This window comes from Atlantibacter sp. RC6 (genome assembly GCF_014193285.1).
Taxonomy (GTDB): Bacteria; Pseudomonadota; Gammaproteobacteria; order Enterobacterales; family Enterobacteriaceae; genus Atlantibacter.
Window position 1 is genome coordinate 229466 of record NZ_JACHZE010000005.1, and the last position, 21361, is coordinate 250826.

Consider the following 21361-nt stretch of genomic DNA (forward strand, 5'->3'; position numbering starts at 1 on the left):
TTCGAGGGTAGCCAGGCTACCCTTATTTTTTTTGGAGTAACGTATGTCTATAGACTGGAACTGGGGTATTTTTTTACAGCCCGCCCCGTTCGGCAACACCACCTATCTGGGCTGGCTGTGGAGTGGTTTTCAGGTTACCGTCGCGCTGTCGATCACGGCCTGGATTATTGCCTTCCTCGTCGGCTCCCTGTTTGGCATCCTGCGTACCGTTCCTAACCGTTTCCTCTCCGGGATCGGCACCTGCTATGTCGAACTTTTCCGTAACGTTCCGCTGATCGTTCAGTTCTTTACCTGGTATCTGGTCGTGCCGGAACTCTTGCCGGAAGATCTGGGGATGTGGTTTAAAGCTGAGCTCGATCCAAACGTGCAGTTTTTCCTGTCATCGATGATCTGCCTTGGCCTGTTCACCGCCGCCCGCGTGTGCGAGCAGGTGCGCGCCGCGATCCAGTCGCTGCCGCGCGGCCAGAAAAATGCCGCCCTGGCGATGGGTCTCACGCTGCCGCAGGCCTACCGCTATGTGCTGTTGCCAAACGCCTATCGCGTAATCGTCCCGCCGATGACCTCGGAAATGATGAACCTGGTGAAAAACTCCGCCATTGCCTCGACCATCGGGCTGGTGGATATGGCAGCACAGGCTGGCAAACTGCTGGATTACTCGGCGCACGCCTGGGAATCCTTTACGGCGATTACGTTAGCATATGTGTTGATTAACACCCTGATTATGCTGGTAATGAATGTGGTAGAGCGCAAAATCCGCCTGCCCGGCAATCTGGGGAGCAAATAATGTACGAATTTGACTGGAGCTCGATTGTTCCCTCCTTACCCTATTTGCTCGATGGCCTGGTCATCACGCTGAAAATCACCATCACCGCGGTGATTATCGGCATTATCTGGGGCACCCTGCTGGCGGTTATGCGCCTGTCGAGCTTTAAACCCATCGCCTGGTTCGCCACCAGCTATGTGAACGTGTTCCGCTCGATACCGCTGGTGATGGTGCTGCTGTGGTTTTACCTGATCGTACCGGGTTTCCTGCAAAACGTGCTGGGATTATCCCCGAAAACCGATATTCGCTTGATCTCCGCCATGGTGGCGTTTTCGATGTTTGAAGCCGCCTATTATTCGGAAATTATCCGCGCCGGTATTCAGAGTATCTCCCGTGGGCAATCCAACGCTGCCCTTGCGCTGGGCATGACCCACTGGCAATCCATGAAGCTGATTATTCTGCCGCAGGCGTTCCGCGCCATGGTGCCGCTGCTGTTAACCCAGGGCATCGTGTTGTTCCAGGACACCTCGCTGGTTTACGTATTAAGCCTCGCAGACTTCTTCCGTACCGCCTCCACCATCGGCGAGCGCGACGGGACTCAGGTCGAAATGATCCTGTTTGCAGGTGGCGTATATTTCATCATTAGTTTAAGTGCGTCGCTGCTGGTCAGTTGGCTGAAGAAAAGGACGGTATAATGATTTCCCTGAAAAATGTTTCTAAATGGTATGGTCAGTTTCAGGTGTTGACCGACTGTTCAACCGAAGTGACCAAAGGCGAAGTGGTGGTGGTGTGCGGGCCGTCCGGCTCCGGAAAATCCACGCTGATTAAAACGGTGAACGGCCTTGAGCCGGTTCAGAAAGGTGAAATCATCGTTAACGGCACCAAAGTCAATGACAAGAAAACCAACCTCGCGGAGCTGCGCTCCCACGTAGGCATGGTGTTCCAGCACTTTGAACTGTTCCCGCACCTGTCGATTATCGAAAACCTGACCCTGGCGCAGGTGAAAGTGTTGAAGCGTGATAAAGCAGCGGCGCGTCAGAAAGCAGTGAAACTGCTGGAGCGCGTCGGCTTGTCGGCGCACGGCGAGAAATATCCGGCACAGCTTTCCGGCGGCCAGCAGCAGCGTGTGGCGATTGCCCGTGCGCTGTGCATGGATCCGGTGGCAATGCTGTTTGATGAACCCACCTCCGCGCTCGACCCGGAAATGATCAACGAAGTGCTGGACGTGATGGTGGAGCTGGCTAATGAAGGGATGACCATGATGGTGGTGACCCACGAAATGGGCTTTGCCCGTAAAGTGGCTAACCGGGTGATCTTTATGGATGAAGGGAAAATCGTCGAGGATTCGCCGAAAGAAGCGTTCTTCGCCAACCCTAAATCGGAACGCGCCAAAGACTTCCTGGCGAAAATCCTGCATTGATCGTCCACAAACCAAAAGGAGCAGCCAGGCTGCTCCTTTTTAATGTTTATTACGGCTCAAACGGCCTGCGCTGGAACTGATCGTGACCGCATTTCGGGCACAGCGGCAGCGGTTCCGGGGTGTAAAACGCCAGATGGTGATGGCATTTTTCACACACCAGATTGCCAAGCCCCACCACTTCTCCGCTGTGATAGACGCCATGGTGGTTTAAATCCTGAAACACTTCGCGCCATTCCAGCTGGGTCTTGTCCGTGATGTCCGCCAGCTCCTGCCAGATACTCTCTTTAATTACCCGCATAAATACGCTGTCGGTAAACTCCTCCTGGCTTTCACCGTAACTACGGGCAAACTCCTCTAAATCGCGCCGCACCGCGCGCGTTACCTCTTCAGCTTCTGTGCGGGTGAGCTCACCGGTTTGCGCCATCTGCTGGCGCGCGCTGGCTACCAGCGCATCGATATCCCGCTCACCGTTGCGTAAACGTTCGGTTAATGACGCCACCAGTTCACGATAAAATTGAGCAACCTTGTTCATTTCGGCACTTCTCCTGGTCGGGTAACGTCTTCTAATAATAGACGTTAATCCCGGCAGGCTTTGTTAGCCGACGCACATCACAGGTAAAGGAATGCAAAGGTTGGCGGCGACAGGGAAACCAATCAAAGGCTGTTTTGCCGCAGTCGAATCGGCTATGCTATGCCGATCTTAATCACACTCATACATGCTACAGACGTAGCGGCAATGAAAACAGGACCACTGGCTGCCATGCAAGAGCAATATCGCCCGGAAGAGATTGAATCCCACGTACAGCATCACTGGGATGAGAAGCGCACATTCGAAGTGACTGAAGACGAGAGCAAAGAGAAGTATTACTGCCTGTCGATGCTTCCCTATCCTTCTGGTCGACTACACATGGGTCACGTTCGCAACTACACCATCGGCGACGTGATTGCCCGTTACCAGCGTATGCTGGGCAAAAATGTGCTTCAGCCGATCGGCTGGGATGCATTCGGTCTGCCAGCCGAGGGCGCAGCGGTGAAAAACAACACCGCGCCGGCCCCCTGGACCTACGACAATATCAATTACATGAAGAACCAGCTCAAAATGCTGGGCTTCGGTTACGACTGGAGCCGCGAGCTGGCGACCTGTACCCCGGAATACTACCGTTGGGAGCAGAAGTTCTTTACCGAGCTGTATAAAAAAGGGCTGGTCTACAAGAAAACCTCCGCAGTGAACTGGTGCCCGAACGACCAGACCGTACTGGCGAACGAGCAGGTGATTGACGGCTGTTGCTGGCGCTGCGACACCAAAGTCGAGCGTAAAGAAATCCCGCAGTGGTTTATCAAAATCACCGCTTACGCTGATGAGTTGCTGAACGATCTGGATAATCTGGATCAGTGGCCAGACACCGTTAAAACCATGCAGCGTAACTGGATTGGCCGCTCCGAAGGCGTAGAGATCACCTTCGACGTGGAAAACCGCGCTGACAAACTGACGGTTTACACCACCCGCCCGGACACCTTTATGGGCGTGACCTATCTGGCCGTGGCGGCGGGCCATCCGCTGGCGCAGGCTGCCGCGGCGTCCAACCCGGCGCTGGGCGATTTCATTGCCGAATGCCGTAACACCAAAGTTGCCGAAGCCGACATGGCGACGATGGAGAAAAAAGGCATGGCGACCGGTTTTAACGCCATCCACCCGCTGACCGGCGAAACTGTACCGGTTTGGGTCGCGAACTTCGTGCTGATGGAATACGGCACCGGCGCCGTGATGGCCGTACCGGGCCACGACCAGCGCGACTGGGAATTCGCCACCAAATACCATCTTGCGATCAAACCGGTTATCCTGGCGCAGGACGGCTCCGAGCCGGATCTGTCGCAGCAGGCGTTGACGGAAAAAGGCGTGCTGTTCAACTCTGGTGAGTTCGACGGCCTGCCGTTTGAAGAAGCGTTTAACGCCATTGCCGACAAACTGGCCGCTAAAGGCGTCGGCGAGCGCAAAATTAACTACCGTCTGCGCGACTGGGGCGTTTCCCGTCAGCGTTACTGGGGCGCGCCTATCCCGATGGTAACCCTGGAAGACGGCACCGTGATGCCGACCCCGGAAGACCAGTTGCCGGTGATCCTGCCGGAAGATGTGGTAATGGATGGCATCACCAGCCCGATCAAAGCCGACCCGGAATGGGCGAAAACCACTGTTAATGGTCAGCCTGCGCTGCGTGAAACCGACACCTTCGACACCTTTATGGAGTCCTCCTGGTACTATGCGCGCTACACCTGCCCGCAGTACGACAAAGGCATGCTCGATTCTAACGCCGCCAACTACTGGCTGCCGGTGGATATTTATATCGGTGGTATTGAACACGCCATCATGCACCTGCTGTACTTCCGCTTCTTCCACAAGCTGATGCGCGATGCCGGTATGGTGACCTCCAACGAGCCAGCCAAACAGCTGCTCTGCCAGGGCATGGTGCTGGCGGACGCGTTCTACTACGTAGGCGCGAGCGGCGAGCGCAACTGGGTTTCCCCGGTAGACGCCATTGTTGAGCGTGACGATAAAGGCCGTATTGTTAAAGCTACCGACGCAGCGGGCCATGAACTGGTCTATGCTGGCATGAGCAAAATGTCGAAGTCGAAAAACAACGGCATCGACCCGCAGGTGATGGTAGAGCGTTACGGCGCGGATACCGTGCGTCTGTTTATGATGTTCGCCTCTCCGGCAGATATGACGCTGGAATGGCAGGAATCCGGCGTTGAAGGGGCTAACCGCTTCCTGAAACGCGTCTGGCGACTGGTTTACGAGCACACTGCGCAGGGCGCCGCCAGCGCGCTGGACGTTGCCGCGCTGACCGAAGATCAAAAAGCGTTGCGTCGCGATATCCATAAAACCATCGCGAAAGTGACGGATGATATCGGCCGCCGCCAGACCTTCAACACCGCTATCGCCGCTATCATGGAACTGATGAACAAGCTGGTGAAAGCGGCGCAGGAAAGCGATCAGGACCGCGCATTAATGCGTGAAGCCCTGCTGGCCGTGGTGCGTATGCTGTATCCGTTCACCCCGCACGTCAGCTTCAAACTGTGGCAGGAACTGAACGGCGAAGGCGATATCGATAACGCGCCGTGGCCGCAGGCTGACGAAAGCGCCATGGTGGAAGATTCCCGTCTGGTGGTGGTGCAGGTTAACGGCAAAGTGCGCGGTAAAATCACCGTTCCGGCCGATGCCACTGAAGAACAGGTGCGCGAGCGTGCGGCTCAGGAACATCTGGTGGCGAAGTATCTTGAAGGCGTAACTGTGCGTAAAGTGATTTACGTACCGGGTAAACTGCTTAACCTGGTTGTTGGCTAAGCACAGGAGGAAGCGTGCGATATCTCATCACTCTGATAGTGAGCCTGGCGGTGCTGGTGACCGCCGGATGTGGCTGGCACTTGCGCAGCACCACCCAGGTGCCCGAGCAAATGCATACGCTGATCCTGGATTCGGGTGACCCGTATGGCCCATTAAGCCGCGCGGTGCGTAAGCAGCTGCGTCTGAACGGCGTGGAAATTGTTGAGCCGAGTAAAGTGCGTAAAGACATTCCGTCTCTGCGTCTTGGCGCGGCGTCTATCTCGCAGGATACCGCGTCGGTATTCCAGGATGGCCGCACGGCGGAGTATCAGATGGTGATGACGGTAAGCGCCACGGTGCTGATCCCGGGCCACGATATCTACCCCATCAGCACCAAAGTGTTCCGTTCGTTCTTTGACAACCCGCTCACTGCGCTGGCGAAAGATGCCGAACAGGACATCATTATCCAGGAAATGTATGACCGCGCGGCGGAACAGCTGATCCGTAAGCTGATGTCGGTACAGGTGAAAGATTTAGAAGCCACCAAATCTGAAGCGCCGACTACCCAGCAGAGCAGCACGACGACCTCGTCGGGCCGCGTTTCCACCACGCTTTCTGCTCAGTAATGGTCAGAGTTTGGCCTGAACAACTCCGCGCGCAGCTCAAAGAAGGGCTGCGCGCGGCGTATCTGCTGACCGGAAACGATCCGCTGTTGCTACAGGAAAGCCAGGACGCCATCCGTCAGGCCGCCCAACAGCAAGGGTTCGACGAACACCATACCCGCCAGATTGACGCGCAAACCGACTGGGAAGAGATTTTCTCGGTGACCCGCGCGTTAAGCCTGTTTGCCAGCCGCCAGACGCTGCTGCTGATCCTGCCCGACAATGGCCCCAATGCGGCGATTAACGATAAGTTAGCCGAACTGGTCAACCTGCTGCATGAGGATCTGCTGCTGGTGGTGCGTGCAGTGAAGCTCACCAAAGCCCAGGAAAATGCCGGCTGGTTTACTGCCCTGTCCAGCCGCGGCGTGATGGTCAACTGCCAGACGCCCGAGCAGGCGCAACTGCCGCGCTGGGTGGCTAACCGGGCAAAAAGCCGTCAGCTAACGCTGGATGACGCGGCCAGCCAACTGCTGTGCTACTGCTACGAAGGTAACCTGCTGGCGCTGGCCCAGGCGCTGGATCGGCTGGCGCTGCTGTGGCCCGACGGCAAACTCACTCTGCCCCGCGTGGAGCAGGCGGTTAACGACGCCGCGCATTTCACGCCGTTCCACTGGGTGGATGCGCTGCTGGCCGGGAAAAGCAAACGCGCGCTGCACATTCTGCAACAGCTGCGGCTGGAAGGCAGCGAACCGGTGATCCTGCTGCGTACCGTACAGCGCGAACTGTTGCTGATGGTCACGCTTAAACGTCAGTCGCAACATACGCCGCTGCGCAATTTGTTCGATCAGCATCGGGTCTGGCAAAACCGCCGGACTCTGCTCAGCGATGCGCTAACCCGGCTGAGCGACGATCAGCTGCGCCAGGCGGTCAGCCTGCTCGCGCAGATCGAGCTGACGCTAAAACAGGATTATGGCCAATCGGTGTGGCAGGAGCTGGAAGGGTTATCCCTGCTGCTGTGCCATAAAGCCTTACCGGATGTGTTTATTCATGGCTAAGCCGCTGCTTGCTTATTACGGCGGGACATTCGATCCCATTCACTTTGGGCATATCAAACCGGTAGAAGCGCTCGCGCGCCAGGTCGGTCTGCATAAAGTGGTGATAATCCCCAATAACGTGCCGCCCCACCGTCCTCAGCCCGAGGCCAGCAGCGCCCAGCGTAAGGCAATGATTGAAGCGGCGATCCACAACAATGCGCTGTTTGAACTCGATGACCGGGAATTACAACGCGCGATGCCCTCCTGGACCGCGGACACCATGGACGCGCTGCGTGCTGAACAGGGCCCTGCGCAGCCGCTGGGGTTTATCATTGGCCAGGACTCGCTGCTGGGGTTTCAAACCTGGCATCGCTATGCCGATATTCTCGCCAACTGCCACCTGCTGGTGTGCCGCCGGCCGGGTTATCCCCTCACCATGCCCGACGCCGAGCAGCAGCGCTGGCTGGAACAACATCTGGCAAGCGATGCAGGCGAGCTCCACACCCTGCCTGCCGGGAAAATTTTCCTCGCCGACACCCCACTCTTAGCGATCTCGGCCACCGGGATCCGCCAACGTCTGGAAAACGGCCAGCCGTGCGACGATCTCGTTCCCGGCCCGGTGATGGATTACATTACGCGCCACGGTTTGTATCGCGACTGATTGCCGTTAACGCGGCGATCAGCGCCTCGTTATCGCTCCTGCTTTTCACCGCCACCCGGAAATAACGCTTGTCCAGCCCCGGATAATTCGCGCAACTGCGGATCAAAATCTGCTGCGCCAGCAACCGGCGCTGCAAATCCTCTTCGCCGTCGTAGCGGAAAAACAGGTAGTTCGCTTCCCCTGGCCACAGGGTCAAATCCGGCAATTCGTTTAGCGACTGCCATAACCAGGGCCGTTCCGTTTCCAGCCACTGAAAGGTCGCTTGTTGATACGCGGCGTCATCCAGCACGATCTCCCCCGCCAGAGCGGCAAAGGCGTTAATGGTCCATGGCTCGCGACTGGCGCGCAATGCCGCCACGCGCGACGCGTCGCTATTGATGACGTAGCCCAGCCGCAGGCCGGGAATGGCATAGAATTTGGTCAGAGAGCGCAAAATCCACAACTGGGGATGCTCAGCAAGCCAGCCGGCGCAACCGGCGGCGTCGGGCATAAAATCGATAAACGCCTCGTCGATCACCAGCGCAATGTTAAGTTCAGCGCAACGGGAAACGATCGCTTTCATCAATCCGCGATCCGGCATTAAACCGGTGGGATTGTTAGGCGTACAGAGCACCAGGCAGTCAAGATCGGGCGTCAGGGCAGCCAGCAACCGGCTATCCGGCTGCCAGCCATCGGCTTCGGTTAACGGATAGTCGGTAATGCGGCACCCCACCCGGCTTAACGCCCGACGATATTCCGCAAAGCCCGGCGTCAGCAGCAGGGCGTGACGGGGCGCGAGATGGGCCAATAGCTGGAAAATCAGTTCGGTTTCACCATTACCCGCCATCAGCCAGCTCGTCGGCACGTTAAGATGTTTCGCCAGCGCCTGGTGCAGCGCCAGATATTCCGGATCCGGATAGCGCTGCGCCGCATCGAGATGTTCAACAATAGCGCGCCTCAGCGTGGCGGGCATCCCGAGCGGATTGATATTAGCGCTGAAATCAATCAGCTGCGCCGGGTCCACCCCGGCCAGCGCCGCCGCTTCGCGAATATTGCCGCCGTGATTGCTGGTAAACATAGCACCTCCGAAAACGTAAAACGCCATCTTACCCCAAAGCCTGCGTCTGGCTGCGACTGATGGTAGACTCAATAGCGGTGAATTAAGGAGCAATGCATGAAACTCTGGCTGGTAAGACATGGACAAACCGAGGCGAACGTCGCCGGGTTGTACAGCGGACGTAGTGAAACCGCACTCACCGAGCAGGGCATTCGTCAGGCGACGCAGGTTGGGCAACTGCTTCAGGCGGTGCCCTTCGACCGCGTGCTGAGCAGCGCGCTGGGCCGGGCGCAGCATACCGCTCATCTGGTACTGGAAGGCCGCGACCAGGCCATTGAAACCAACCCGCTGCTCAACGAAATGCATTTTGGCGACTGGGAAATGCGCCATCATCGCGATTTACAGCGTGAAGACGCCATTACCTATGCCGCCTGGTGCCGGGACTGGCAAAACACCATTCCCACCAACGGCGAAGGTTTTCAGAATTTCTCGCAGCGGGTTTTGGCGCTTTCCCGGGATTTACGCGCTATGCCGCAGGAAAACATTCTGGTGGTCAGCCATCAGGGGGTGCTGAGCCTGCTTATCGCCACGCTGATGGGCATGCCGCCGCCGTCCCTGTGGCACTTTATGATCGAACAAGGCAGTTGGAGCATGGTGGAAATCCAGCAGGATTTTGTCACGCTGCGCACCCTGAATAACCGGGCGGCGGCCGTTATTCACCCGGCTGGAGAGTTCTGATTTTCTTCTGGCGAACCGTTGCGTATTGACAGGTTATATAAGGCTGATATCCTCCGCTGCCAGACTTTCTCCCGCCGATGGCCATTTTCTAAATTGTTTTACAAAAATGGCGATGCAAACTCATGTCAGCGGTGGGATGATAGCCCACTTTATACAGCAGGCGTGTCGCCGCTGTTATCTCATTGAGTTTGATGCGCTCCCGGCGGCATCATCAGCGTTTATATTCCCAGGGGGAACACTTGCAGGGTAAAGCACTCCAGGATTTTGTTATTGATAAAATCGACGATCTGAAAGGTCAGGATATCGTTGCCATCGACGTTCAGGGTAAATCCAGCATCACGGATTGCATGATCATCTGTACCGGTACGTCCACGCGCCACGTGATGTCCATCGCCGACCACGTGTTGAGCGAATCCCGCCACGCCGGCCTGATGCCGCTCGGCGTTGAAGGCCAGAACGCGGCAGACTGGATCGTTGTCGACCTGGGTGATGTGATTGTGCATGTCATGCAGGAAGAGAGCCGTCGTCTGTACGAACTCGAAAAGCTCTGGAGTTAAGGCGTGAAACTGCAACTGGTCGCCGTTGGCACCAAAATGCCTGACTGGGTGCAAACCGGTTTTACCGAATATCTGCGCCGCTTTCCGAAAGATATGCCGTTCGAACTCATCGAAATCCCGGCGGGAAAGCGGGGCAAAAACGCCGACATTAAACGCATCCTCGATAAAGAGGGTGAACTGATGTTGGCCGCAGCAGGCAAAAATCGCATCGTCACGCTCGATATTCCAGGCCGTCCGTGGGATACCCCGCAGCTCGCCAGTGAGCTGGAGCGCTGGAAACTGGATGGCCGGGACGTGAGTCTGCTTATTGGCGGCCCGGAAGGGTTATCTCCAGCCTGTAAAGCCGCTGCCGAACAGAGCTGGTCGCTTTCTGCGCTGACGCTGCCGCACCCGCTAGTGCGTGTTCTGGTCGCAGAAAGCCTTTATCGGGCGTGGAGTATCACCACCAACCACCCTTACCATCGTGAGTAAACGCTACCAGGTAGATTAAGCAGCGGATGAAATTACAGAATTCTTTTCGCGACTATACGGCTGAGTCCGCGCTTTTTGTGCGTCGGGCTCTGGTCGCCTTTTCAGGGATATTACTGCTTACCGGCATACTGATCGCGAATCTCTATAATTTGCAGATCCTGCGTTTTACTGATTACCAGACGCGTTCTAACGAAAACCGCATCAAGCTGGTGCCGATCCCGCCGAGCCGCGGCATTATTTACGACCGCAACGGCATCCCGCTGGCCCTTAACCGCACCATCTACCAAATCGAGATGATGCCGGAAAAAGTCGATAACGTGCAGCAGACGCTCGAGGCGCTGCGCGGCGTGGTGGCTCTGACGGATGACGATATCGCGGCGTTCAAAAAAGAGCGCTCCCGCTCCCATCGCTTTACGTCGATTCCGGTGAAAACCAACCTGACGGAAGTTCAGGTGGCGCGTTTCGCCGTGAACCAGTACCGCTTTCCCGGCGTGGAAGTAAAAGGCTATAAACGCCGCTACTACCCCTATGGTTCCGCCCTGACTCACGTTATCGGCTACGTGTCGAAAATCAACGATAAAGACGTGGAGCGCCTCGACAAAGACGGCAAGCTGGCGAACTATGCCGCAACCCACGATATCGGCAAGCTGGGCATTGAGCGCTACTACGAAGACGTGCTGCACGGCCAGACCGGTTATGAAGAGGTCGAAGTTAATAACCGTGGCCGGGTTATCCGCCAACTGAAAGAAGTGCCGCCGCAGGCCGGGCACGATATTCATCTGACCATTGATTTACAGCTACAGGCCTATATCGAGACCCTGTTGCAGGGCAGCCGCGCGGCGGTGGTGGTTACCGATCCGCGCACCGGCGGCGTGCTGGCGATGGTGTCCACTCCAAGCTATAACCCTAACCTGTTCGTCGACGGCATCTCCAGCAAGGATTACTCGGCGCTGCTGAACGATCCGAACACCCCGCTGGTCAACCGCGCCACCCAGGGGATTTACCCGCCAGCCTCTACCGTGAAGCCTTATGTCGCTGTGTCGGCGTTAAGCTCGGGGGTGATTACCCGCAATACCACGCTATTCGACCCCGGCTGGTGGCAGTTGCCTGGCTCGGAAAAACGCTACCGTGACTGGAAAAAATGGGGCCATGGGCGCCTGAACATTACGAAGTCGCTGGAAGAATCGGCGGATACCTTCTTCTATCAGGTCGCCTATGACATGGGCATCGACCGGCTCTCGGAATGGATGGGCAAATTCGGCTATGGCCATTACACCGGTATCGATCTCGCGGAAGAGCGCTCCGGAAACATGCCGACCCGCGAGTGGAAGCTGAAGCGCTTTAAGAAGCCATGGTATCAGGGTGATACCATTCCGGTGGGTATCGGCCAGGGTTACTGGACCTCAACGCCGTTGCAGATGAATAAAGCGATGATGATCCTGATTAACGATGGCGTGGTGAAAGTGCCGCATCTGCTGATGAGCACCACTATCGACGGCAAACAGCAGCCCTGGGTGCAACCGGAGCAGCCGCCGGTGGGCGATATCCACTCCGGCTACTGGGAAATCGCCAAAGACGGGATGTATGGCGTGGCGAACCGCGCCAACGGCACCGGACACAAATATTTCGCCAGCGCGCCGTATAAAATCGCCGCCAAGTCGGGTACCGCGCAGGTTTTCGGCCTGAAAGCCAACGAAACCTATAACGCCCATCGCATCGCCGAGCGTCTGCGCGACCACAAACTGATGACCGCGTTTGCCCCGTACGATAATCCGCAGGTCGCGGTCGCCATGATCCTTGAGAACGGCGGCGCTGGCCCGGCGGTAGGGACCATCATGCGCCAGATCCTCGACCATATCATGCTCGGGGATAACAACACCGAACTGCCCGCTGAAAATCCGGCTGTGGCCGCGGCGGAGGACTAATGACCGATAATCCGAATAAAAAAACCATCTGGGATAAAATCCATCTCGATCCCACCTTTATGCTGATCATCCTGGCGCTGTTAACCTACAGCGCCCTGGTTATCTGGAGCGCCAGCGGCCAGGACCTGGATATGACCGAACGTAAAATCGGCCAGATCCTGATGGGGCTGGTGGTGATGGTGGTGATGGCGCAAATCCCCCCGCGCGTGTATGAAGGCTGGGCGCCCTATTTGTACATCGTGTGTATTATTTTGCTGGTGGCGGTGGACGCTTTCGGGGCCATCTCCAAAGGGGCGCAGCGCTGGCTGGATTTGGGCGTCGTTCGCTTCCAGCCCTCGGAAATCGCTAAAATCGCGGTGCCGCTGATGGTGGCGCGCTTTATTAACCGTGATGTCTGCCCGCCCAGCCTGAAGAATACCGGTATCGCGCTGGTGCTCATCTTTATGCCAACGCTGCTGGTGGCGGCGCAGCCGGACCTCGGCACCTCGATTCTGGTGGCGCTTTCCGGCCTGTTCGTGCTGTTTTTATCCGGCCTGAGCTGGCGGCTGATTTTAATCGCCGTGCTGCTGGTGGCGGCGTTTATCCCGATCCTGTGGTTCTTCCTGATGCATGACTATCAGCGTCAGCGCGTGATGATGCTACTCGACCCGGAATCCGACCCTCTCGGCGCGGGCTATCATATTATTCAGTCTAAAATTGCTATTGGCTCGGGCGGTTTGCGCGGTAAAGGCTGGCTGCACGGCACCCAGTCGCAACTGGAGTTTTTGCCCGAGCGCCATACCGACTTTATCTTCGCGGTGCTGGCGGAGGAGTTAGGCCTGGTGGGCGTACTGATTTTACTGGCGCTGTACATTCTGCTGATTATGCGCGGACTGTGGATAGCGGCCCGGGCGCAAACCACCTTTGGCCGGGTCATGGCGGGCGGTTTGATGTTGATTTTGTTCGTTTATGTGTTTGTGAATATTGGTATGGTAAGTGGTATTTTGCCCGTGGTTGGGGTGCCGCTGCCTCTGGTGAGTTATGGGGGCTCGGCTTTGATCGTACTGATGGCCGGGTTTGGTATCGTGATGTCGATACATACCCACCGAAAAATGCTGTCTAAAAGCGTATAAGGGGAACGCAATGCGTAAGCAGTGGCTTGGAGTCTGCGTCGCAGCAGGATTGCTGGCGGCCTGTAGTTCAAATGATGACGGTCAGGCGCCCACCACCGTGGCTCCACAGCCTGCCGTATGTAACGGCCCGGTTGTGGAGATTGGCGGCGCGGAGCCGCGCTATGAGTCGCTGAACCCTTCAGTGAATCAGGATTATCAGCGCGACGGTAAAAGCTACAAAATCGTTCAGGATGCCTCTGGCTTCAGCCAGGCCGGGCTTGCCGCGATTTATGACGCCGAGCCGGGCAGCAATCTGACCGCGTCGGGCGAAACCTTTGATCCGATGCAGTTGACCGCCGCGCACCCAACGCTGCCGATACCAAGCTATGCGCGCGTGACCAACCTGGCGAATGGCCGCATGATTGTGGTGCGCATTAACGATCGTGGCCCGTATGGCAACGACCGTATTATTTCGCTGTCCCGCGCGTCCGCCGACCGTCTGAACACGTCGAATAACACCAAAGTGCGCGTCGACCCGATTATCGTTGCGCCGGACGGCTCCCTGTCCGGCCCGGGAATGGCATGTACCACAGTGGCTAAACAGACCTACGCCCTGCCCGCGCGCCCTGATCTGAATACCGGCCTGGGCAGCGCGTCGTCCGTGCCGCAGGCGCAACCCGCCGGCGATGTGCGCGCCATCAGCAATGATACCCTGCAAAGCGACGATACCACCGGCGCGCCGGTCCGCAGCAGCGGGTTCTTAGGCGCACCGACACCACTTAACAGCGGCGTGATCGAAAGTGACACCCCTGCTCCGGCTCCGGTTAGCGCGCCAGTTAGCGCGCCGCAAACCTCGCCAGCCGCCGCTCCGGCACCGGTGACAGCGCCGGGCTCAGTCCAGGGCAGCGTCAATGCCCCTGTAGCTGCCGCTGCCGCGACCGGTAGCTACGTGGTTCAGGTCGGCGCGGTCAGCGACAGCGCGCGCGCCAGCCAGTGGCAGCAAAAGCTCAGCCAGCAGTTTGGCGTGCCGGGGCGCGTAACGCCGAACGGCGCGGTGTATCGCGTTCAGCTTGGGCCGTTCAGCAGTAAATCCCAAGCCGCCGCGATCCAGCAACGTCTGAGCAACGAGGCACAATTACAGTCATTCATAACAAACGGCGGCGCGCAGTAACGCGTCGGGGCTGGCTGAAGCGGCGTTGGCGCGTAAAAACCGCTAACAAAGTCATTCGCAAAGTCGGATGCCAGCCCAACCGCCATTTGCTATAGTAAGGCACTTTTTTTTCACTTCATCACGGATGTCGTTGTTTTACCATGAAGACCACTCTCTCCGTACGTTTCGCTAAGCGCATCGCGCTCACCACAGCGCTGGCCGTTGCGGCACTCTCCACCGCTCATGCCGACGACCTGAATATTAAAACGATGATCCCAGGCGTTCCGCAAATCGATGCCGAGTCCTACATCCTGATTGATTACAACTCTGGCAAAGTGCTGGCGGAGCAAAACGCGGATGTGCGCCGCGACCCTGCAAGCCTGACCAAAATGATGACCAGCTACGTCATCGGCCAGGCGATGAAGGCAGGAAAATTCAAAGAATCTGACCTGGTGACCATTGGCAACGACGCATGGGCCACCGGTAACCCGGTATTTAAAGGCTCCTCGCTGATGTTCCTGAAACCTGGCATGCAGGTTCCGGTTTCTCAGCTGATCCGCGGCATCAACCTGCAATCCGGCAACGACGCCTGCGTGGCGATGGCGGATTACGTTGCGGGCAGCCAGGACGCGTTCGTCGGGCTGATGAACAATTACGTTAACGCGCTGAACCTGAAAAACACCCACTTCCAGACTGTTCACGGCCTGGATGCCGATGGCCAGTTCAGCTCCGCGCGCGATATGGCGCTGATCGGCCAGGCACTGATCCGCGACGTGCCGAACGAATACACCATCTACAAAGAAAAAGAGTTCACCTTTAACGGCATCCGCCAGACCAACCGCAACGGTCTGCTGTGGGACAATAGCCTGAACGTGGACGGCATCAAAACCGGCCATACTGACAAAGCGGGCTACAACCTGGTCGCGTCTGCCACCGAAGGCCAGATGCGTCTGATCTCCGCCGTGATGGGCGGCCGCACCTTTAAAGGCCGCGAAGCGGAAAGCAAAAAGCTGCTGACCTGGGGCTTCCGTTTCTTTGAAACCGTGAACCCGATTAAAGCCGGTAAAGAATTCGCCTCCGAGCCCGCCTGGTTTGGCGATCACGATCGCGCGTCGCTGGGCGTTGACAAAGACGTCTACCTGACCATTCCGCGTGGCCGCATGAAAGATCTGAAGGCCAGCTACGTGCTGAACAACAGCGAGTTGCACGCGCCGCTGGCGAAAAACCAGGTGGTCGGCACCATCAACTTCCAGCTGGACGGCAAAACCATCGAGCAGCGTCCGCTGGTGGTGCTGGAGCAGATTGAAGAAGGCAATTTCTTCGGCAAAATCATTGATTACATCAAGCTGATGTTCCATCACTGGTTTGGATAAAAATTGAACACTTGAAAGTGTGATTTACGTCCCCATATACTAGGTATCAAAACAACTCCCGCTCAGGCGGGAGTTATTATTTTTTATCCAATGCTGGAGCTGACATGAAAACCAAACTTAACGAGCTGCTTGAATTCCCGACGCCCTTTACTTACAAAGTGATGGGTCTGGCGAAGCCGGAGTTGGTTGATATGGTCGTTGAGGTAGTTCAGCGCCATGCGCCTGGTGATTACACGCCGCAGGTAAAACCAAGCAGCAAGGGAAACTACCACTCCGTTTCTATCACCATTAACGCCACGCACATTGAGCAGGTAGAAACCCTGTACGAAGAGTTAGGCAATCTCGAAATCGTGCGTATGGTGCTGTAATCCCCGACCCGGCCTCTGGCCGGGTTTGTTGTCTTCAGGTCCATCCGGCCCTGCTGTGTTATACTCCCCGCCACCTTTTCCCTCCGGAGACGCAGTCTTGTTTCAGGAAACCATTCTTATCCGCCAACTGGGTTTGCAGCCCTACGAGCCCATTTCGCAGGCAATGCATGATTTTACCGACAACCGCGACGCCGACACGCCTGATGAAATCTGGCTGGTTGAGCATCAGCCGGTGTTTACCCAGGGACAGGCCGGTAAGGCGGAACATGTTTTAATGCCGGGCGATATCCCGGTGATCCAAAGCGATCGCGGCGGCCAGGTCACCTATCACGGGCCAGGGCAACAGGTGATGTACGTAATGCTCAATCTGAAGCGCCGCAAGCTGGGGGTACGCGATCTGGTCACCCTGCTGGAACAAACCGTGGTTAACACCCTGGGCGAGCTGGATATCGAAGCCCATCCCCGCGCCGATGCACCTGGAGTTTATGTTGGCGCGAAGAAAATCTGCTCGCTGGGCTTACGCATCCGTAAAGGCTGCTCGTTCCACGGCCTGGCGCTGAACATCAATATGGATTTAGCGCCGTTTCTGCGCATCAACCCGTGCGGCTATGCGGGTATGGAGATGACCCAGGTAAGCGCTTACCGTGACGGCGCGACGATCGATACCGTTAATCCGTTGCTGCTGAAGCATGCCCTGGCGCTGCTGGGGAACCCGCCGGTGGAAATGGTCAACGAGCCGCTGCGCAAATAAACAGGGCTGTAACCTGTGCAAGGGCACAAAATAACAACCATTTTACAATTCTGTTCCCTTTTTACCTGCGGTGAGGCTGCTTTACCGCAGAGAGTAATGATATACTGCGTAGTGTTAATTCAAAAATAGTTGATAAATACAACACTTACTTGAATTGAGACGCTTTCCTTCGTTATCCGCAACTGGAACACGCATGCTATGAGTAAACCCATCGTGATGGAACGCGGCGTTAAATACCGCGACGCCGACAAAATGGCCCTTATCCCGGTAAAAAACGTGGCGACAGAGCGAGAAGCGCTGTTAAGAAAGCCGGAATGGATGAAAATCAAACTTCCTGCTGACTCAACGCGTATTCAGGGCATCAAAGCAGCCATGCGTAAAAACGGCCTGCATTCGGTGTGTGAAGAGGCTTCCTGCCCTAACCTCGCCGAATGCTTTAACCACGGTACCGCCACCTTTATGATCCTGGGCGCTATCTGCACCCGTCGCTGCCCGTTCTGCGACGTGGCCCATGGCCGCCCGATGGCCCCAGATGCGAACGAACCGCAAAAACTGGCGCAGACTATTGCCGATATGGCGCTGCGTTATGTGGTGATCACCTCCGTTGACCGTGACGATTTACGTGACGGCGGCGCGCAGCATTTTGCCGATTGCATTACCGCAATCCGCGAGAAAAGCCCGAACATTAAAATCGAGACCCTGGTGCCCGACTTCCGTGGTCGTATGGACAAGGCGCTCGATATTCTTAACGCCACGCCGCCGGATGTGTTCAACCACAACCTGGAGAACGTGCCGCGTATCTACCGCCAGGTGCGTCCGGGCGCGGATTACAACTGGTCGCTGAAGCTGCTGGAGCGGTTTAAAGAGGCGCATCCGGACATCCCGACCAAATCCGGTTTGATGGTTGGTCTGGGTGAAACCAACGCAGAAATCATCGAAGTAATGCGCGATTTGCGCCGCCACGGCGTCACCATGTTGACGCTGGGCCAGTACTTGCAGCCAAGCCGCCACCACCTGCCGGTGCAGCGCTACGTCAGCCCTGATGAGTTTGATGAGATGAAAGCCGAAGCGATGGCGATGGGCTTTACCCATGCCGCCTGCGGTCCGTTCGTCCGCTCGTCTTATCATGCGGATATGCAGGCCAAAGGCGAAGAAGTGAAGTAACAGTTTGTTACGTTAGAATCTGCAGACCATAAAAAACCGGCTTCTTTGAGCCGGTTTTTTTCTACCATAACGTCTGGTCGCTGCAATTAGTCTTTATGAGCAATGCGTTCGCCGGTCGCGTCGTTGGCAGCAGTGGTTTTCGCCGCGTTTTCATCATCGTTCATGGCTTTTTTGAAGCCTTTGATGGCTGCACCCAGGTCACCACCCAGCGTACGTAACTTTTTGGTTCCAAACAGCAGAACCACCAGTGCGGCAACTACCAGCAGTTTGGTAATACTAATCTCACCCATACTTACCTTCTTAATAAACAGGCGCCGGAATGGCAGCCGAAAAGCCAGACTCAATTAACGGTTATTTGAGCCGGACGTACAATAGCAATCTGTAACAAGGTGAATCAAGCTTTGTCTAAAAAATCGTCACAATAGCGTCGGCGGCGCGAAGCGGCGATGCTTCAGGACCGGCAGTTTATCGCGCGCTTCCTTTAAACGTTCAGCTGTCACGTCTGTTACAATCAGCGCCGGGCTTTCCGCCCCGGCGGCGATGGTCACGCCAAGCGGATCAATCACCCGGCTTTGACCAATATTCTTGTTGCCGCACTCCCCGGCGGCAACCACATAGCACGTGCTGTCCAGGGCGCGGGCGGCCAACAGCGTTGACCAGTGGTGCTCTTTTAACGCGCCGCGCACCCATGCGGTTGGCAGAACCAATACTTCGGCACCGGCTAGCGCCAGGCTCAGGGCCATTTCCGGGAAGCGCAGATCGTAGCAGGTCATCATGCCGACCTTCATACCGGCCACTTCCACCAGCGGCCCGACTGCTGCCCCTGCATCCACCAGACGCGATTCCTGCATCGAGAATGCATCATACAGATGAATCTTTTGGTAAACCGCGACAATCTCCCCATTTCGCAATGCGATTTGGGTGTTCGCCGCGCGCCCGGCGGTGGTCGGCACATGAATCGTGAGAAACGTGGTCATTTCGTTGCCAAGGCTCGCCTGGCACAGCGCGCTAACGAAGCTCCCGTCCAGCGCCTGCGCGGAATTGACCGACATGTCCGGGTCGTTGTCATCCCGCGCCAGCAGCGCTTCCGGCAGTACCAGCAGCTCAACGCCCGCCGCCTGCGCCTGATGCATATAGTCGATGCAGATCCCGACATTTTTGACGCTGTCGGAGGTGACTGCAAACTGCCCCGCCGCTACTTTCATCGTGCGCTCCTGAAGGGTTAGCGTGATTGCTCTCACAATCATAGCCATAAGTATGCCCTCAGCGGTACACTCTTTGCTTTGATCCAAACGATACAAGGCATTCATGTGATTAATATTGCCATTGCAGTTTTTCTTGGCGGCGGGTTGGGCAGCCTTGCCCGTTGGTTACTCAGTTTACGCCTGAACCCCATGCATCACGCGATCCCCATCGGCACCCTGACGGCTAACCTGATTGGCGCCTTTATCATCGGCGCGGGCCTCGCCTGGTTTAACCGCATGAGCCATATCGATCCGATGTGGAAATTGCTGATTACCACTGGCTTTTGCGGCGGATTAACCACCTTTTCCACCTTTTCGGCGGAAGTGGTGTTTTTGCTCCAGGACGGGCGATTCGGCTGGGCGGCGCTTAACGTGGTGGTGAATCTGTTGGGGTCATTTATGATGACCGCCGTCGCATTTTGGTTATTTTCTCAACTTAGCGCCCGCTAACGCCGCCGTCTTAATATTGGCTTAATCTTTCCCTGCAACGATGGCGCAAAAGCCCGTTGTGAGGAAATGTGATGAGAGAGTATGTACAAAGCGGTAGCGCGCTGCTGTTTACAGCGTTAGTGGTGGCGAGCTTTCTGAAAATCTATCTGTTTTACTGATCGCCCAAATCGGACGCAAAAAAAACCCGCACTTAAGCGGGTTTTGTATTCTTGCTGAACGCCGAATCAGATAGCGATTACGTTAGCAGCAGAAGGGCCTTTGGCACCGTTAGTGATTTCGAACTCTACACGCTGACCTTCAGCCAGAGTTTTGAAACCATTGCTCTGGATCGCAGAGAAGTGTACGAACACGTCTTTGCTGCCGTCTTCCGGAGTAATGAAACCGAATCCTTTGGACTCATTAAACCACTTAACGTTACCTTTAATCTTAGACATCAAAATTACCTTTACATGAAAAAACGACACAAATGCTGTGTCGGGCATCAGTACAACAATTGTGGTGACATTTGTCCAGTCGAACTTTAATAAAAAGTGATAAAAGTCGCGTTCTTTTCATCAGAAAGAGGTAGGAACGCAATTTATCCCTTTGTTTTCAACGCTAACGCCACCTCTTCTATTATAGTCTTTATTTACACTTTCAGAACTGAAATCGTAGCCAGGCGAAGTAAACGTTGCCGTTTCCATAGGTGCCAGGGATATAGGTCATCTGGAAATTCGCCGGGCCATAGCCGATCGATGCCATCGGCAACAGTACCGGAACGGGGATATAGTGCCAGTTATCGCGCGCAGTCATGCCGACGGTATACCCCAGGCCGGCATGAAATTTATCGTCCTCCAGCGGCCGCCAGGTGGCTTCCCAGCCGTAACCGGCAATGGGTTCCCACTTGTTGAACGAATCTTTAAACGCCATCACGTATAAACTGTGCCAGTTCCCTTTTTCATCCCAGCGGGACTGGCCGAATCCCGCGCCCCAGGGGCGTTCATTGTAGGATTTTGCTTTGTCATGGTCGTAAGCGTAACGGGCATGCCAGGTGATCACCGGCACATACAAATCGTAATGCTGCGGATTGTCCCAGGTTTCCACCACGTTATCGCGCAACGTGGTGTATCCCGCGTCGATGTGGTCGAGTAATTTGGCCGCCGTCGCTGTGTTGCTCACCAACGGGGCCAGAAAGATAAAAATAACAACAATTTTTTGAAATACCGTCACGTCATAAATACCCTTTTTAAACTTTTAAAAGT

General features: G+C 56.1%; 24 protein-coding genes. 18 read left to right on the forward strand and 6 right to left on the reverse strand.

Annotated elements, in window-relative coordinates; translation table 11 throughout:
• The first annotated feature begins 43 nt into the window (after window positions 1–43).
• The 3 genes from FHW74_RS13680 to FHW74_RS13690 are packed head-to-tail and all read left to right on the forward strand — an operon-like array spanning window position 44 to window position 2183.
• Complete coding sequence (locus tag FHW74_RS13680) at window positions 44–784, forward strand: amino acid ABC transporter permease (protein WP_002436041.1); 741 nt, start codon at window positions 44–46, stop codon at window positions 782–784.
• Window positions 784–1458, forward strand: a complete 675-nt coding sequence (gltK, locus tag FHW74_RS13685; protein ID WP_183170947.1) for a glutamate/aspartate ABC transporter permease GltK — start codon at window positions 784–786, stop codon at window positions 1456–1458. The genes FHW74_RS13680 and gltK overlap by 1 nt, the downstream gene beginning before the upstream one ends.
• Window positions 1458–2183 carry an amino acid ABC transporter ATP-binding protein gene (locus FHW74_RS13690; protein ID WP_183170948.1) on the forward strand — a complete coding sequence of 242 codons (726 nt, stop codon included), beginning with the start codon at window positions 1458–1460 and terminating at the stop codon, window positions 2181–2183. The genes gltK and FHW74_RS13690 overlap by 1 nt, the downstream gene beginning before the upstream one ends.
• 49 nt (window positions 2184–2232) lie before the next feature.
• Here the strand turns inward: FHW74_RS13690 and FHW74_RS13695 are convergent, their stop codons facing one another.
• Complete coding sequence (locus FHW74_RS13695; protein WP_183170949.1) at window positions 2233–2715, reverse strand: zinc ribbon-containing protein; 483 nt, start codon at window positions 2713–2715, stop codon at window positions 2233–2235.
• 228 nt (window positions 2716–2943) lie between these two features.
• On the opposite strand from FHW74_RS13695, the gene leuS reads away from it, so the two are divergent.
• The 4 genes from leuS to nadD are packed head-to-tail and all read left to right on the forward strand — an operon-like array spanning window position 2944 to window position 7802.
• Window positions 2944–5526, forward strand: coding sequence for a leucine--tRNA ligase (leuS, locus tag FHW74_RS13700; RefSeq protein WP_183171020.1), 2583 nt, complete (start codon window positions 2944–2946; stop codon window positions 5524–5526).
• A 14-nt stretch (window positions 5527–5540) separates the two neighbouring features.
• Window positions 5541–6131 carry an LPS assembly lipoprotein LptE gene (lptE, locus tag FHW74_RS13705; protein WP_183170950.1) on the forward strand — a complete coding sequence of 197 codons (591 nt, stop codon included), beginning with the start codon at window positions 5541–5543 and terminating at the stop codon, window positions 6129–6131.
• The gene (gene holA / locus FHW74_RS13710; RefSeq protein ID WP_183170951.1) at window positions 6131–7162 is read left to right on the forward strand and encodes a DNA polymerase III subunit delta; all 1032 of its coding nucleotides are present in this window, start codon (window positions 6131–6133) and stop codon (window positions 7160–7162) included. The genes lptE and holA overlap by 1 nt, the downstream gene beginning before the upstream one ends.
• Window positions 7155–7802, forward strand: coding sequence for a nicotinate-nucleotide adenylyltransferase (nadD, locus tag FHW74_RS13715; protein WP_183170952.1), 648 nt, complete (start codon window positions 7155–7157; stop codon window positions 7800–7802). Before holA ends, nadD begins: the two co-directional genes overlap by 8 nt.
• Here the strand turns inward: nadD and cobD are convergent.
• A complete protein-coding gene (gene cobD / locus FHW74_RS13720; RefSeq protein ID WP_183170953.1) occupies window positions 7774–8859 on the reverse strand; it encodes a threonine-phosphate decarboxylase CobD in 1086 nt (361 codons plus the stop codon). The two genes, nadD and cobD, sit on opposite strands and share 29 nt — an antisense overlap.
• A 96-nt stretch (window positions 8860–8955) precedes the next feature.
• Between cobD and FHW74_RS13725 the strand changes: the two genes are divergently transcribed.
• The 10 genes from FHW74_RS13725 to lipA all read left to right on the forward strand — a co-directional run bounded on the left by FHW74_RS13725 (window position 8956) and on the right by lipA (window position 18426).
• The gene (locus tag FHW74_RS13725) at window positions 8956–9576 is read left to right on the forward strand and encodes an adenosylcobalamin/alpha-ribazole phosphatase (protein ID WP_183170954.1); all 621 of its coding nucleotides are present in this window, start codon (window positions 8956–8958) and stop codon (window positions 9574–9576) included.
• A gap of 239 nt (window positions 9577–9815) precedes the next feature.
• Entirely contained in the window at window positions 9816–10133 is a 318-nt protein-coding gene (gene rsfS, locus FHW74_RS13730; protein WP_125294564.1) for a ribosome silencing factor, read from the forward strand.
• 3 nt (window positions 10134–10136) lie between these two features.
• Complete coding sequence (gene rlmH / locus FHW74_RS13735) at window positions 10137–10604, forward strand: 23S rRNA (pseudouridine(1915)-N(3))-methyltransferase RlmH (protein WP_183170955.1); 468 nt, start codon at window positions 10137–10139, stop codon at window positions 10602–10604.
• A 26-nt stretch (window positions 10605–10630) separates the two neighbouring features.
• The gene (mrdA, locus tag FHW74_RS13740; RefSeq protein WP_183170956.1) at window positions 10631–12529 is read left to right on the forward strand and encodes a peptidoglycan DD-transpeptidase MrdA; all 1899 of its coding nucleotides are present in this window, start codon (window positions 10631–10633) and stop codon (window positions 12527–12529) included.
• Window positions 12529–13641 (forward strand): peptidoglycan glycosyltransferase MrdB, encoded by a 1113-nt coding sequence (mrdB, locus tag FHW74_RS13745; RefSeq protein ID WP_183170957.1) that lies wholly within the window; start codon window positions 12529–12531, stop codon window positions 13639–13641. Before mrdA ends, mrdB begins: the two co-directional genes overlap by 1 nt.
• Window positions 13642–13651: 10 nt before the next feature.
• Window positions 13652–14791 (forward strand): endolytic peptidoglycan transglycosylase RlpA, encoded by a 1140-nt coding sequence (rlpA, locus tag FHW74_RS13750; protein ID WP_183170958.1) that lies wholly within the window; start codon window positions 13652–13654, stop codon window positions 14789–14791.
• Between the two features lie 140 nt (window positions 14792–14931).
• A complete protein-coding gene (gene dacA / locus FHW74_RS13755) occupies window positions 14932–16143 on the forward strand; it encodes a D-alanyl-D-alanine carboxypeptidase DacA (protein ID WP_183170959.1) in 1212 nt (403 codons plus the stop codon).
• 104 nt (window positions 16144–16247) lie between these two features.
• On the forward strand, window positions 16248–16511 hold the full coding sequence (gene ybeD / locus FHW74_RS13760) for a DUF493 family protein YbeD (protein WP_183170960.1): 264 nt from the start codon (window positions 16248–16250) through the stop codon (window positions 16509–16511).
• A 97-nt stretch (window positions 16512–16608) separates the two neighbouring features.
• Window positions 16609–17262, forward strand: coding sequence for a lipoyl(octanoyl) transferase LipB (lipB, locus tag FHW74_RS13765; protein ID WP_183170961.1), 654 nt, complete (start codon window positions 16609–16611; stop codon window positions 17260–17262).
• 198 nt (window positions 17263–17460) lie between these two features.
• Complete coding sequence (gene lipA, locus FHW74_RS13770) at window positions 17461–18426, forward strand: lipoyl synthase (protein ID WP_183170962.1); 966 nt, start codon at window positions 17461–17463, stop codon at window positions 18424–18426.
• A gap of 86 nt (window positions 18427–18512) precedes the next feature.
• Here the strand turns inward: lipA and tatE are convergent, their stop codons facing one another.
• The gene (gene tatE / locus FHW74_RS13775; RefSeq protein ID WP_183170963.1) at window positions 18513–18716 is read right to left on the reverse strand and encodes a twin-arginine translocase subunit TatE; all 204 of its coding nucleotides are present in this window, start codon (window positions 18714–18716) and stop codon (window positions 18513–18515) included.
• 126 nt (window positions 18717–18842) lie between these two features.
• Window positions 18843–19631 carry a deaminated glutathione amidase gene (locus FHW74_RS13780; protein WP_183170964.1) on the reverse strand — a complete coding sequence of 263 codons (789 nt, stop codon included), beginning with the start codon at window positions 19629–19631 and terminating at the stop codon, window positions 18843–18845.
• Window positions 19632–19736: 105 nt separating this feature from the next.
• Between FHW74_RS13780 and crcB the strand changes: the two genes are divergently transcribed.
• Window positions 19737–20120 (forward strand): fluoride efflux transporter CrcB, encoded by a 384-nt coding sequence (crcB, locus tag FHW74_RS13785; RefSeq protein ID WP_183170965.1) that lies wholly within the window; start codon window positions 19737–19739, stop codon window positions 20118–20120.
• A 224-nt stretch (window positions 20121–20344) separates the two neighbouring features.
• Here crcB and cspE read toward each other — a convergent pair whose 3' ends face one another.
• A complete protein-coding gene (cspE, locus tag FHW74_RS13790) occupies window positions 20345–20554 on the reverse strand; it encodes a transcription antiterminator/RNA stability regulator CspE (protein WP_002436076.1) in 210 nt (69 codons plus the stop codon).
• 202 nt (window positions 20555–20756) lie between these two features.
• Window positions 20757–21296, reverse strand: coding sequence for a lipid IV(A) palmitoyltransferase PagP (gene pagP, locus FHW74_RS13795; protein WP_269771839.1), 540 nt, complete (start codon window positions 21294–21296; stop codon window positions 20757–20759).
• Window positions 21297–21361 lie beyond the last annotated feature (65 nt).